The sequence below is a fragment of the Prochlorococcus marinus str. MIT 9313 genome (genome assembly GCF_000011485.1).
Taxonomy (GTDB): Bacteria; Cyanobacteriota; Cyanobacteriia; order PCC-6307; family Cyanobiaceae; genus Prochlorococcus; species Prochlorococcus marinus_D.
The window spans coordinates 1246201-1258998 of record NC_005071.1; the positions used below are offsets into that span (position 1 = coordinate 1246201).

The 12798-nt window shown below is 55.5% G+C and carries 10 protein-coding genes; 5 read left to right on the top strand and 5 right to left on the bottom strand.

The window, feature by feature from the left end; translation table 11 throughout:
- Positions 1-6: 6 nt before the first annotated feature.
- The 3 genes from polA (at position 7) to cysS (ending at position 5594) form a co-directional block, all read left to right on the top strand.
- Entirely contained in the window at positions 7-2967 is a 2961-nt protein-coding gene (gene polA / locus AKG35_RS06200; RefSeq protein WP_011130528.1) for a DNA polymerase I, read from the top strand.
- 397 nt (positions 2968-3364) lie between these two features.
- Entirely contained in the window at positions 3365-4024 is a 660-nt protein-coding gene (locus AKG35_RS06205; RefSeq protein ID WP_011130529.1) for a Coq4 family protein, read from the top strand.
- A 70-nt stretch (positions 4025-4094) separates the two neighbouring features.
- Positions 4095-5594, top strand: a complete 1500-nt coding sequence (gene cysS, locus AKG35_RS06210; protein WP_197524610.1) for a cysteine--tRNA ligase — start codon at positions 4095-4097, stop codon at positions 5592-5594.
- Positions 5595-5751: 157 nt separating this feature from the next.
- Here the strand turns inward: cysS and AKG35_RS06215 are convergent, their stop codons facing one another.
- Positions 5752-7083 carry a sodium-dependent transporter gene (locus AKG35_RS06215; RefSeq protein ID WP_011130531.1) on the bottom strand — a complete coding sequence of 444 codons (1332 nt, stop codon included), beginning with the start codon at positions 7081-7083 and terminating at the stop codon, positions 5752-5754.
- A gap of 78 nt (positions 7084-7161) precedes the next feature.
- On the opposite strand from AKG35_RS06215, the gene AKG35_RS06220 reads away from it, so the two are divergent.
- Both AKG35_RS06220 and AKG35_RS06225 read left to right on the top strand, forming a co-directional pair.
- Positions 7162-8415, top strand: coding sequence for a 1-deoxy-D-xylulose-5-phosphate reductoisomerase (locus AKG35_RS06220; protein WP_011130532.1), 1254 nt, complete (start codon positions 7162-7164; stop codon positions 8413-8415).
- Positions 8412-8759, top strand: coding sequence for a (2Fe-2S) ferredoxin domain-containing protein (locus AKG35_RS06225; protein WP_011130533.1), 348 nt, complete (start codon positions 8412-8414; stop codon positions 8757-8759). Before AKG35_RS06220 ends, AKG35_RS06225 begins: the two co-directional genes overlap by 4 nt.
- Positions 8760-8778: 19 nt before the next feature.
- Here the strand turns inward: AKG35_RS06225 and AKG35_RS06230 are convergent, their stop codons facing one another.
- From AKG35_RS06230 to AKG35_RS06245, 4 genes are read right to left on the bottom strand one after another with little or no spacing between them, the layout of a single operon-like run.
- Positions 8779-9891 carry an alpha/beta fold hydrolase gene (locus AKG35_RS06230; protein ID WP_011130534.1) on the bottom strand — a complete coding sequence of 371 codons (1113 nt, stop codon included), beginning with the start codon at positions 9889-9891 and terminating at the stop codon, positions 8779-8781.
- Positions 9872-11311, bottom strand: coding sequence for an NAD(P)(+) transhydrogenase (Re/Si-specific) subunit beta (locus tag AKG35_RS06235; protein ID WP_011130535.1), 1440 nt, complete (start codon positions 11309-11311; stop codon positions 9872-9874). The genes AKG35_RS06230 and AKG35_RS06235 overlap by 20 nt, the downstream gene beginning before the upstream one ends.
- The gene (locus AKG35_RS06240) at positions 11311-11616 is read right to left on the bottom strand and encodes an NAD(P) transhydrogenase subunit alpha (protein ID WP_011130536.1); all 306 of its coding nucleotides are present in this window, start codon (positions 11614-11616) and stop codon (positions 11311-11313) included. The genes AKG35_RS06235 and AKG35_RS06240 overlap by 1 nt, the downstream gene beginning before the upstream one ends.
- Positions 11616-12758, bottom strand: a complete 1143-nt coding sequence (locus tag AKG35_RS06245; RefSeq protein ID WP_011130537.1) for a Re/Si-specific NAD(P)(+) transhydrogenase subunit alpha — start codon at positions 12756-12758, stop codon at positions 11616-11618. Before AKG35_RS06245 ends, AKG35_RS06240 begins: the two co-directional genes overlap by 1 nt.
- Positions 12759-12798 lie beyond the last annotated feature (40 nt).

Genomic DNA, 12798 nt, shown 5'->3' on the forward strand with positions numbered 1-12798 from the left:
CGTCCCATGCCTGAGGCTGCTAACAAGCCACTGTTGCTGCTGGTGGATGGCCACTCGCTGGCCTTCCGCAGCTTTTATGCCTTCAGCAAAGGTGGCGAAGGGGGATTGGCGACAAAAGACGGTACCCCTACCAGCGTTACCTATGGCTTCCTAAAAGCCCTGCTGGACAACTGCAAGGGTCTTAGCCCGCAAGGGATTGTGATCGCCTTTGATACAGCTGAGCCAACCTTCCGCCATCAAGCAGACGTCAACTACAAGGCCAATCGTGATGTTGCACCAGACATTTTTTTCCAGGACCTCAAACAACTGCAAGAGATCCTTGAAAACAACCTGCAACTTCCCCTTTGCCTTGCCCCTGGCTATGAAGCCGATGATGTGCTCGGCACCCTCGCCAACCAAGCGAGCAGAGATGGTTGGGGTGTACGCATCCTCTCCGGCGACCGTGACCTCTTTCAGCTGGTTGATGATCAGCGCGACATTGCCGTGCTCTATATGGGCGGTGGACCGTACGCCAAAAACAGTGGTCCCAGCCTGATCGATGAAGCTGGGGTGCTCAGCAAACTTGGAGTCGCACCAAGCAAGGTGGTTGAGCTCAAGGCCCTCACTGGCGACAGCTCTGACAACATCCCCGGGGTCAAAGGTGTGGGTCCTAAAACAGCCATCACCCTTCTTAAGGAGAATGGCGATCTAGATGGCATCTACAACGCGCTGGCTGAAGTGGAAGCAGAAGGCGAGAAAGCCAGCCGCGGTGCCATTAAAGGAGCACTCAAAAGCAAGCTCAGCAACGATCGTGATAACGCCTATCTGTCGCTCCATCTCGCAGAGATCCTGGTCGATATCCCCCTACCAAAAGCGCCACGCCTAGAGCTAGGCAGCGTTGACAACGATGGACTCACTGACCGCCTGAGCGCCTTGGAACTCAACAGCCTGGTGCGCCAAGTACCAAGTTTCGTGGCCACCTTCTCCAGCGGGGGATTCAAAGCCAATCGCCACGAACTTGAACCATCCAGATCTGCGACAAGCGCAGCAGAACCTGAATCTTCAACAGAAACAAAGGCTTCAAACGACAACGAACTACCGGCGCTAGAGCCACAACTGATTACCAATCCAGAAGAGCTGCAAGAGCTTGTCAAACGGCTGATGGGCTGTCGAGATCGCCTCAAGCCAGTGGCAATCGACACAGAAACAACCGCCCTCAATCCCTTTTGCGCTGAACTGGTGGGCTTAGGCGTCTGTTGGGGTGAGGGGCTGCAAGACCTGGCCTACATCCCGATCGGACACCATCCGCCTGCCGCACTACTGGATGCAGACGCTGCATGCCAACTCCCCCTAGAGGCAGTGCTCAAAGCGATAGCTCCTTGGTTGGCGAGTAACGACCACCCCAAAGCACTGCAGAACGCCAAATACGACAGGCTCATCCTTTTGCGCCATGGACTCGCCCTCGAGGGGGTCGTGATGGACACGTTGCTGGCCGACTACCTCCGTGATGCCGCCGCCAAACACGGCCTGGAAGTGATGGCAGAACGTGAATTCAAGATCACGCCAACCGGCTTCAGCGAGCTGGTTGGCAAGGGCCAAACCTTTGCTGATGTCGCAATCCCAACGGCCAGCCTCTACTGCGGCATGGACGTGCATCTCACCCGACGACTTGCCATCCGACTGAGAGCGCAACTTGAGAACATGGGAGCCCAGCTGCTTCCCCTACTGGAGCAAGTTGAGCAACCCCTAGAACCGGTTTTGGCGCTGATGGAAGCCACCGGTATCCGCATCGACCTGCCTTATTTAAAGGAACTCTCGATTGAACTTGGCAACACCCTGGAGAAACTTGAGCAACAAGCCCAAGAGGCCGCAGGGGTGAACTTCAATCTGGCCTCCCCCAAGCAATTGGGAGAACTGCTATTCGAAACACTTGGGCTCAATCGCAAAAAATCCAGGCGCACCAAAACGGGCTGGAGCACCGATGCCAACGTGCTGGAAAAACTCGAAGCTGATCATCCCGTGGTGCCGTTGGTGCTGGAGCACAGAGTGCTCAGCAAACTGCGCAGCACCTACGTGGATGCCTTGCCGCAGCTTGTGGAATCAGAAACCGGCAGGGTGCACACCGATTTCAACCAAGCGGTTACGGCAACAGGCCGGCTGAGTAGCAGCAACCCCAACCTGCAAAACATCCCCATCCGCACGGAATTCAGCAGACGAATCCGCAAGGCTTTTCTTCCCCAAGAGAACTGGAAACTGCTCAGTGCGGACTATTCACAGATCGAATTGCGCATCCTCACCCACCTCTCTGGAGAGGAGGTTTTGCAAGAGGCCTTCCGCAATGGCGATGACGTACACGCTCTCACTGCAAGGTTGCTCCTCGATAAAGATGAGGTGAGTGAAGATGAACGCCGACTCGGCAAAACCATCAACTTCGGCGTGATCTATGGCATGGGCGCCCAACGCTTTTCACGTTCAACTGGCCTTAGCCAAGCGGAGGCCAAAGACTTCCTTAGCCGTTACAAACAGCGCTACGCGAAAGTGTTTACCTTCCTCGAACTGCAAGAGCGGCTTGCACTCAGCAAAGGCTATGTAGAAACCCTGTTAGGGCGGCGGCGGCCCTTCCATTTCGATCGCAACGGATTAGGCCGATTGCTGGGCAAAGATCCAATGGACATTGATCTCGACGTAGCCCGCCGCGGTGGCATGGAAGCCCAACAGCTCAGGGCGGCAGCCAATGCACCGATCCAGGGTTCCAGTGCCGACATCATCAAAGTGGCGATGGTGCAGTTGCAACAACAGCTAACGGCAGCAGATCTACCGGCACGCCTGCTGCTGCAGGTGCACGACGAACTGGTGTTAGAAGTAGACCCCACCGCACTTGAAGATGTTCAGCAGTTGGTGATGCAAACGATGGAAAAGGCTGTTGAACTTAGCGTGCCACTCGTGGTAGAAACAGGCACTGGCGATAACTGGATGGACGCGAAATAAAAACCTCAACAGACAAAAAAACTAGACGGCAGTTAACCTCCATCAACCAGGCCAAGCAAACACTTGTTTGCATCAATTCAGAGCATGCGTTTAAGCAATAAAAAGGCCCGCTAAGCGAGCCTTGCAAGAGATCTAAATCTGTGGATCTACTAAATCTGTGGATCTAAATTGATGGTTCATCCAAACAATAAAATCGCAAGCCTGAGAGAGAAATTCTTGGGCACTACAAGCCAAAAAGGCAGCCCAGCAATAGTTTTAGAGTTGACTAGATATTCTTAAATTGAACGAAGAATAAATTTGTTAGAATCAACTCTTCCATAATCCTCATCCGATATGCCTGAAAAGAACTAGCCATATCCCCTGATTCAATAAAACCCTCCATAAGGCAATCCTGCTGATGAATCTCAACCTGCGCAAACGACTGCAAAACCTAAAACTTGTAGCCGGTCTGGCCAACTTTTTAAAAGATCCTGGCCTGGACAGCGTGTTTGCAGTTGCAGGCAGCCTTCAAGACAGCTCCCTGGCCGAGAAGATGGAACGCCACCTGATGGCGAATGCACGCTTTAAGGCCATCGTTGACGAGGGTTGGCGGCCAAAACCGATAGACCTCAACGATCTGCAGAAGCTTCCGCAAGGAAGCCTTGGCCGCAGCTACGCCGATCAACTCCTCAGCCAAGGCATCGATCCAAATGCGCTGATTGATCCAACACCTGTGACTTCCCCCAAGGAGTTCATCGTGCATCGCCTCAAGGAAACGCACGACATCGTTCACGTGCTAACAGGCTTCGGTATCGATGGGGTCAGTGAGCTTGGCCTGCAAGGGTTCAACCTTGCTCAGAACCATTCACCCCTGGCCGTGATGCTGATCTTTGGCGGCATGCTCAACGCACTGCAAGACGATGAGCCGCTTGGCCCGCTGCTTCAGGCTCTAAGCCAAGGCTTCCAGATGGGACTGGATGCTGACTTAGTTATTGCTCACAAACTTGAAGAAGGCTGGGAGCGGCCACTTGTGCAATGGCGTGAAGAACTAAGGCTGCCTCACCCCAACGCGAGCTAAGAATCAGCCCGAGCCGAACGCAGGTTCAGAACGCGTGGCCCTAGCCTCAAAGCAAACTCCAGACCTGCCAGTGTCACTGCGGCTCACAAACACCCTCACCCGCCGCACGGAACCCTTCACTCCGCTCAAGGACGGGCACGTCAGCATTTACTGCTGCGGCGTCACGGTCTACGACCTCTGCCATCTCGGCCATGCCCGCAGCTACATCGCCTGGGATGTGCTGCGTCGCTATTTGATCTGGCGTGGTTACACAGTCACCTTCGTGCAGAACTTCACTGATATCGACGACAAAATCCTCAAGCGTGCCGCTGAAAAGGAATGCTCCATGCAGGAGATCAGCGAGCAAAACATCGAAGCCTTCCATCAAGACATGGATTCCCTAGGCATCCTGCGGCCCGATCGCATGCCCCGCGCCACCCAATGTCTAGATGGGATACGCAGTTTGATCGGTGAATTAGAAGCTAGTGGGGCTGCCTACTCTGTCGATGGCGATGTCTACTTCGCCGTGATGAAACATCACGGCTACGGCAAGCTCAGTGGTCGTGATCTCAATGAGCAGCAACAAAACGCCGATGGTCGTGTGGCCGATGCCGAAGAGGCGCGCAAGCAACACTCCTTTGATTTCGCACTATGGAAGGGAGCTAAAAGCGGAGAGCCAAGCTTTCCCTCACCCTGGGGAGCAGGGCGCCCGGGCTGGCATATCGAGTGTTCCGCCATGGTGCGCGAGGAATTGGGCGAAACAATCGACATCCACCTGGGGGGAGCTGACCTGATCTTCCCTCATCACGAAAACGAGATCGCTCAATCTGAGGCAGCTACCGGCAAGCAGCTTGCTCGCTATTGGCTACACAACGGCATGGTGAATGTCGGCGGTCAGAAAATGAGCAAGTCACTCGGCAACTTCACCACGATCAGAGCCCTACTAGAAAACGGCGTCTCCCCAATGACGTTACGCCTGTTCATTCTGCAGGCCCATTACCGCAAACCGCTCGACTTCACAGCCGATGCCATCAACGCTGCAGCCACCGGATGGAAAGGTCTTAACGCAGCCCTTGGCCTCGGGAACATCTATAGCGAAACCCTGAACTGGCCTGAATGCAAACCCCTACCACAAGGAGTCATTCAAGCCGCCCATCCCTCCAATCAGGAGCAATGCAACAAAATACGTCAACACTTCATCGATGCACTGGACGATGACCTCAATAGCTCAGGGGCCATCGCCGTGCTGTTCGATCTTGCCCGCCCCCTGCGTGCCCTAGCGAACCGCTTGAAGCGTGGTGACACAAAGGCAATTCAAGAAACAGCGAAGCTGAACTTGCTCCCACGTTGGCAACTGCTGGTGGAGCTGGCCAATGTGCTCGGGCTTGAGGCCGAAAAAGCCGCGCAACCGGCCCCCGAGAGAAACAACAGGGTTGATGAAAACCATATCCAACGCGCCATTGCCACTCGCAAAGAGGCCAAAGCTGCCCGTGATTTCGCCAAAGCCGATCTCATCCGCGACGAGCTGCGCGCCCAAGGGATCGAACTGATCGATAAACCAGGAGGCCTCACAGACTGGATCAGCAGCTGATCATCATCCGCGGAACGTTCTAGTTTTCAACCATCAGCGCCACGATGAGCGACTTCGGCTTCGCCAGCTCTAGGGATACAAACGCTTCAGCCAAATCGACAATGCCCACCTCTGCTTTAGAGAACTGAGTCCATGAGCCCCAACCGTGAACGCTTGATCAGGTCCCAGTCCATGTCTGCAGCAGATCCACGACGCTAACGATCAAACCAAAGGCCACAACAGGTGGTGACACCCAACGCAGCATGAACAGCAACAAGCGACTTAACCCAAATGGTGTCTCACAACCAGCGAGATCCTCCTTGAAGCGACGGGGCACCACCCAACCCAACAAAAGAGCCAGCAGTAATCCGCCAAGAATTAACAATAGATTCAGCAAAGAATCCATCCAGCCGAGAACATCCGTTGATGTAGCCGCCGGCAGACCGAGCACAAAAATCACTGCTACAGAAAGCCATACCGCCCGAATACGGCTGCAACCAAAGCGATCGATCAAGCAAGCCACAGGCACCTCAAGCAAAGACACCGCAGAGGTGATCGCAGCGATGTAAGCAAGCGCGAAAAAAAGCACAGCCACAACACGACCAGTGTCTCCGAGAGAAGCCAACCCCGTAGGGATAGAAATGAATAAGGCTCCAACGGTGGAATCGCTGATCACATCCTTGAGAGCAAATGTCATCACCACTGGGAAGGTGATCATCCCTGCCAACAAACCCACGGCTGTATCCATGCTCACCACTGCTACCGCTTCGCGAGGCAGGTGATTGCGGCGATCCAAATAGGCTGCATAGGCAAGGATGCAGCCAATACCAGTGCCAATTGAAAAGAAGGCTTGATTAAAGGCGTTGCGCACCGTCGTGGTATTGAACAATTGATCAGCGTCCCAGCGGAACAGGAAGGTGTGATAGCCCTGCAAGGCTCCCTCGAGAGTGGACGCCCAACACGCCAGTGCAATCAGCAACAAAAAAAGCAAAGGCAGCCCCCAGCGAGAGAGGCGCTCAATACCACCACGAACACCGGCTGCCACAACCAAAGCAGTAAGCACCAAGCTGACCATCTGCCCCCATAGGGCATTGCTGCCCTTGCTCACGACGCCGAAGAAGCTCTCCGCCTCCGTCATGTCAGCGGGCAAACCCACCAACAGGGCATGAAACAGGGTGTGACCGGTCCAACCCATCAACACTGCATAAAAAGCCAAAATTCCGCAAGGGGCAATCACAAACAGCCAGCCCATCGGTTGCCAACGGGCCCCAGCTGCTGCAACCGGTGCTAGCAGAGGGCTTTTGCCCGTACTGCGGCCAAGCACCATCTCGGCAATCAACACCGGCAGGCAAACCACCAACACAATCACGACATAGAGGAGCAGAAAAGCCGCCCCACCCCCCTGAGAGGATCGATAGGCGAAGCCCCAGAGATTGCCAAGCCCCACGGCACTGCCTGCAGCGGCAAGCACAAAGCCCACGCCCGATCGCCAATGTTCCCGAACTGCCATGACTGGAGCTCCTTGTTAAGACAAGCTTGCCAGTGTCTGGCCATCTAGTGGGAGACTGGCTTCAACTGCCGGAACAGTGTGAAAGCCATCAGCGTGCTGGGCTCCACAGGTTCGATCGGTACTCAAACCCTCGAGATTGCCGAAGAATTCCCTGAGCGCTTCAGGGTGGTGGCACTCACGGCCGGCACGAACGTCTCTCTTGTCGTGGAGCAGATCCAACGACATCATCCCGAGGTTGTAGCGCTCGCCGACGCGTCGCTACTGCCAGAGCTAAAGCAGCAACTCAACGCACTGCCTAGCGAGCAACAACCACCTCACTTACCTCAGTTGTTAGCGGGCCCAGAAGGGCTCAATGTGGCCGCCTCATGGGATAGCGCTGATCTAGTGGTCAGCGGCATCGTCGGCTGTGCGGGGCTACTGCCAACACTTGCAGCAATCAAAGCCGGCAAGGATCTTGCCCTCGCCAACAAGGAAACCCTGATCGCTGCAGCACCTGTCGTGCTGCCGGAATTAAAACGCAGCGGCAGTCGGCTGCTTCCAGCAGATTCCGAACACTCGGCCATTTTCCAGTGTCTGCAAGGAACACCCTGGGCTGAGAACGCCCGCCTATCAACAGGAGTTCCTACCCCTGGGCTGCGCCACATCCAGCTCACAGCATCTGGAGGTGCCTTCCGCGACTGGTCAGCAAAAGACCTTGAGAAAGCCACCATTGCCGATGCAACCAGCCACCCCAACTGGAGCATGGGACGCAAAATCACCGTGGATTCAGCCACCTTGATGAATAAAGGGCTAGAGGTCATCGAAGCCCATTACCTCTTTGGCATCGACTACAACCAAATCGAGATCGTGATCCACCCTCAAAGCATCATCCACTCGATGATCGAGTTGGCTGATTCCTCCGTGCTGGGGCAGCTCGGCTGGCCAGACATGAAACTACCTATCCTCTACTGCCTGAGCTGGCCGGAGCGGCTCGAAACTCCTTGGCGGCGACTGAATCTCGCCGAAGTAGGCGAACTCACCTTCCGCGCCCCTGATACCAAAAAATACCCCTGCATGAAACTTGCCTACGCCGCAGGACGGGCCGGCGGAACCATGCCAGCCGTCCTCAATGCTGCCAATGAAGAAGCAGTGGCCCAGTTCCTTGAGGAGCGCATCCATTTTCTTGACATCCCGGAAGTGATCGAGGCTGCCTGTGAACGCCACAAGCCCGACCTGCAGACACAACCCCAGCTTGATGACGTGCTTGCCGTCGATGCATGGGCACGCAAGGCCGTACAAGAGCAGGTGAAACGGGGCACCCGTCGCCTGCCACTGCCAGCCTTGACAGCATGAATTTCAAGGTGAGTCATCACCTACTTCTTTGCGCCACAGCCAACAAGGCGGCCTGTTGCAGTGCAGATGTCGGCAACGCCAGCTGGGCCAATCTCAAAAAACAAATCAAACATCATGACCTCGAAAACATCGATCGTCCAGAAGGTGTGGTTCTGCGTAGCAAGGTTGACTGTCTTCGCATCTGCAACGACGGACCAATCCTGCTGATCTGGCCTGACGGGATCTGGTATGGCGGAGTGACACCAGAACGAATCGAATCAATCGTGAAAGAGCATGTGCTTGGCGGCCAACCAATCGAAGCCTGGATCATTCGCCGGACCCCTCAGCAGCAGAGACATCCCTGAATTTTTACTGGGTTTTTAGTCAAGCTCCAAACTTTGACAGCCAACGGGCCACCACCTGATCCCCCCAGCAGCCTCCGATGGCATGGAAACCATTGTGGCCGCCGTGAGCTGTCAACAACACTTGGATTCGCTGCTCACTGGATGGAGACATATTCGCTGCCAACTGTTGAGCGGCTTCTGCTGGCACCCAGGGATCATCTAGCGCTTGCAGGAGCAGTGTTGGCGGCAGGCGACTGGGGTTCTCAAGCAAGGCGCTCAAAGGTGAGGCGCCAGCGTAGTAAGCATCAACATCGCCATAACCCCAGCGCGGTGCTGTGATGGCAGCATCAAACTCTCGGATCGTTGCTGGCGGGCTCTGACCCTTCTCCCCATTGAGCACTCCCCTTTCCTGCACAGTCACGCCGAAGGGATCCGCCAAGGTTTGACGAATCAATCGCTGCAGCAACCAACGCTGATAAACCCTATTGCGGGGACGCTCGATTGAGGCACTGCAAGCCGCTAAATCAAGGGGACTACTGGTACAAACCAATCCATCCAAAACCGCTTGGCCAGGCGCGCGCGCGTGGCTTGGCTCAAGACAGGCATTGAGAAGCATCGTGCCCCCAAGGGAAATACCGGCCCCAAGCAGAGGGACTGCCCCTCTCGAAGCAACACCCTCGCGCCCCAGCTGATCACAGAGCTGCCTGGCCCGTAACAACACCGGGCCAAGATCGCTGTTGCAGTCAGCGGCATAGGTCCCTGCTGAGAGATGCCGGCCAGGTTCTGCACCACGCAAATTCAAACGCAGCACAGCGAAACCAGCCGTCTGAAGAGCGCAGGCCATGCGTCGTAGACCTTCACGTCGACTAGAGCCCCCCAATCCATGCAGCAGCAAAACCAAGCCACGCGCCTGGCGGGTGCTTTGCGGGCGATCAAACAAAGCCAATAAATGACCCGAACCCGCCATACCGCTCGGCAAGGCAGGTACTGCAATTTCAATCGCTTCGCCTCGATCACTCGGCAAGCGCACCGGTCTCAGGGTGTCCCTGAGGGTCTGCAAATCACCGCCAAGCCAAGGCAATCTCTGTCTAAAAGAAGGCATCCCGAGCTGCTGAAGCAGCTCGGGATGGGGTTCACCCCTTCTTGCCAACACCAAGCTCCTTTAGTTCAACCAAAAGATCACCCAACACTTTCTTGGCATCACCAAACACCATGGAAGTATTGGCAAGTTCAAACAGATCATTCTTAATCCCTGAGTAGCCCGCACTCATGCCCCGCTTCACCACGAACACCGTGCGAGCTTCCTGCACATCAAGCACAGGCATGCCATAAAGAGGTGAACTTGTATCGGTCTTGGCCTGAGGATTCACAACATCGTTCGCCCCTAGCACCAGCACCACGTCAGTGGCTGGGAACTCAGGATTAATCACATCCATCTCCTTGAGCTGCTCATAAGGAACATCAGCCTCAGCCAAGAGAACGTTCATATGACCAGGCATCCGACCAGCAACCGGATGGATGGCATAGGTGACCTCAATTCCAGCTGCCTCCAAAGCACGGGTGACTTCCCTAAGCGTGTGCTGGGCCTGTGCTACAGCCAGGCCGTAACCGGGAACGATGACAACCCGCTCTGCTGCCTCAAGGGTGAGGGCACACTCTTCAGCGCTGCAACTGGTGATGTTTTTATATTCACCACCGCCGCCAGAAGCAGCGCTTGCTCCTAACGCTCCACCAAACAACACGGATACCAACGAACGATTCATGCCGTTGCACATCACCTGAGTAAGGATCAGACCAGCAGCTCCAACCATGGCGCCAGCCACAATCAGCAACTGACTACCAACAACGAAACCTGCCGCCGCCGCCGCAACTCCCGAATAACTGTTCAAAAGTGAGATCACCACTGGCATATCAGCGCCGCCGATCGGTAGCGTTACGCCGATTCCCAACAAACCAGACCCGATCACCAGCAACCAAAGCGCACTGACGTTGTCGCCACGGCGGCCAAGTTCGATGGCAGCCACTAAAGACATCACAGCAAGCGCAATGTTCACGGCATGCCGAACCCTGCTCTGCATCCAAGGGGGTGTTGACAGCCAGCCCTGCAGCTTTGCCATCGCCACGATGGATCCTGAAAAGGTGATCGAGCCAACAAAAACAGACACCACAATCGAGATGTCTTCAACCACTGCGCTGCCTGCTTCGCCAGCACCAGCGGCTGTCGGGAAGATTGCAACGCCGAAAGCCACCAACAACGACGACATGCCTCCGCAGCCGTTAAACAGAGCAACGGTCTCCGGCATGGAGGTCATCGGCACTCGCTGCGCTGTGATCGCACCGAGACATCCACCGACCACCGTGCCGAAGATGATCCAAATCCAGGCTTCAGCAGCGATGCCGCTGGTGCCGAGATAGTTCACGATCAAGCCCACCACGGCAAGCGCCATGGCAAAAGCTGCAAGGAGATTGGCCTCACGAGCAGAGCGCACCTTCGAAAGGCCCTTGATCCCAAGGGCAAGGAGTAAAACCGCGACCAGGTCAATCGCGAACTTGAGGGTCTCAGCAATATTCATCAGTGGTTGTCCTTACGGCGAGCGGACTTGCGGCTGAACATGGCCAGCATCCGATCAGTCACGAGAAATCCGCCAATCACGTTGAACAAGGCGAAACCAAGAGCAACAGCACCCATCGCCAACAGAGGGATGTTGTTACCGGCCTTGATGATCAGGGTGAGAGCGGCCAACATCGTGATCCCCGAGATCGCATTGGCACCACTCATCAAAGGCGTATGCAAAGTGGGGGGCACCTTGCCGATCAGTTCAAGGCCAAGCAAGCTGCCAAGCAGCAGCACCCAAAGGGCCTCACTCAAGAACGACATCAGTTGGACCCTCCCATGTTGAACACATTGTTATGGCGAATCTCACCGTTGTGACTGATCAGGCATCCGGCAATTAACTCATCCTCAATGTTGAGACTGAGCTGGCCGTCCTTCAAAACGGGCTCCAACAGAGCCACCAAATTGCGGGAGTAAAGAGCACTAGCGTGATTGGGCACACTGCAAGGGAGATCGGAGGCACCGATCAACTTCACGCCGTTGCGATCGACTGTTTCACCAGGACGCGTATTCGCACAATTTCCACCCTGTTCAACGGCAAGATCGACCACCACAGCTCCTGGGCGCATGCGATCGAGCATGAGATCACTGATCAATCTGGGAGCTTTTCTCCCAGGCACCTGAGCAGTACAGATCACCACATCGGCCTGCGCCAACTGATTGGAGAGCTGCTCACGCTGAGCCGCCAGGAAAGCCTCAGAAGCCTGCTTGGCATAGCCACCAGACTCATCTGGCCTCTGCTCAATCTCAGGGGGATCGATAAAGCGTGCTCCAAGTGACTCCACCTGCTCCTTCACGGCAGAGCGAACATCACTGACGTAGACCACCGCACCCAGCCGCTTTGCCGTAGCAACTGCCTGCAATCCAGCCACACCAGCACCCAATACCACGACCCGTGCTGGCTGCACTGTGCCAGCTGCCGTCATCAACATCGGGAAGTAACGATCGAGGGCAGCTGCAGCCAACAGCACCGCCTTGTAGCCAGCAATATTGGCCTGAGAGGACAGAGCATCCGCAGACTGTGCCCGACTAATTCTCGGCAGCAGCTCTAGGGCCATCGCTGAGAGCTTGGCCGATTTCAGCGCCGCCGCCAAAGCAGAATTGCTGTAAGGGGCCAACAAGCCAACAATGGTGGCTCCAGGCCGCAGCTTCTGCAATGAGATTTCAGACGGTGCATGCACACAGAGGAGTAAATCCGTCTGACCCCAGAACTGTTCATCCCCAGGGGTGACCAGCTCAGCACCAACGTTTCCATAAACAGCATCAACAAAACCTGCGGCAAGGCCTGCACCCCGCTCAATGGCAACCTTGCTGCCCAGAGAAAGAAACTTTTTCACCGTGTCCGGCGAAGCCGCAACACGGGTTTCTCCCATCGCCGATTCCAGCTGAATTAAGAGTCTGGGCAAGAGAGAAAACTTGTTTAACCAGGCGAGATTACGGGGTCGA

Coding starts and splice junctions, on each gene's coding strand:
- AKG35_RS06215 (WP_011130531.1), bottom strand. CDS start 7,083: ATGGCAGTTCGGGAACATTGGCGATCGGGCGTGGGCTTTGTGCTTGCC.
- AKG35_RS06205 (WP_011130529.1), top strand. CDS start 3,365: ATGAATCTCAACCTGCGCAAACGACTGCAAAACCTAAAACTTGTAGCC.
- polA (WP_011130528.1), top strand. CDS start 7: ATGCCTGAGGCTGCTAACAAGCCACTGTTGCTGCTGGTGGATGGCCAC.
- AKG35_RS06240 (WP_011130536.1), bottom strand. CDS start 11,616: ATGTCGTTCTTGAGTGAGGCCCTTTGGGTGCTGCTGCTTGGCAGCTTG.
- AKG35_RS06235 (WP_011130535.1), bottom strand. CDS start 11,311: ATGAATATTGCTGAGACCCTCAAGTTCGCGATTGACCTGGTCGCGGTT.
- AKG35_RS06225 (WP_011130533.1), top strand. CDS start 8,412: ATGAATTTCAAGGTGAGTCATCACCTACTTCTTTGCGCCACAGCCAAC.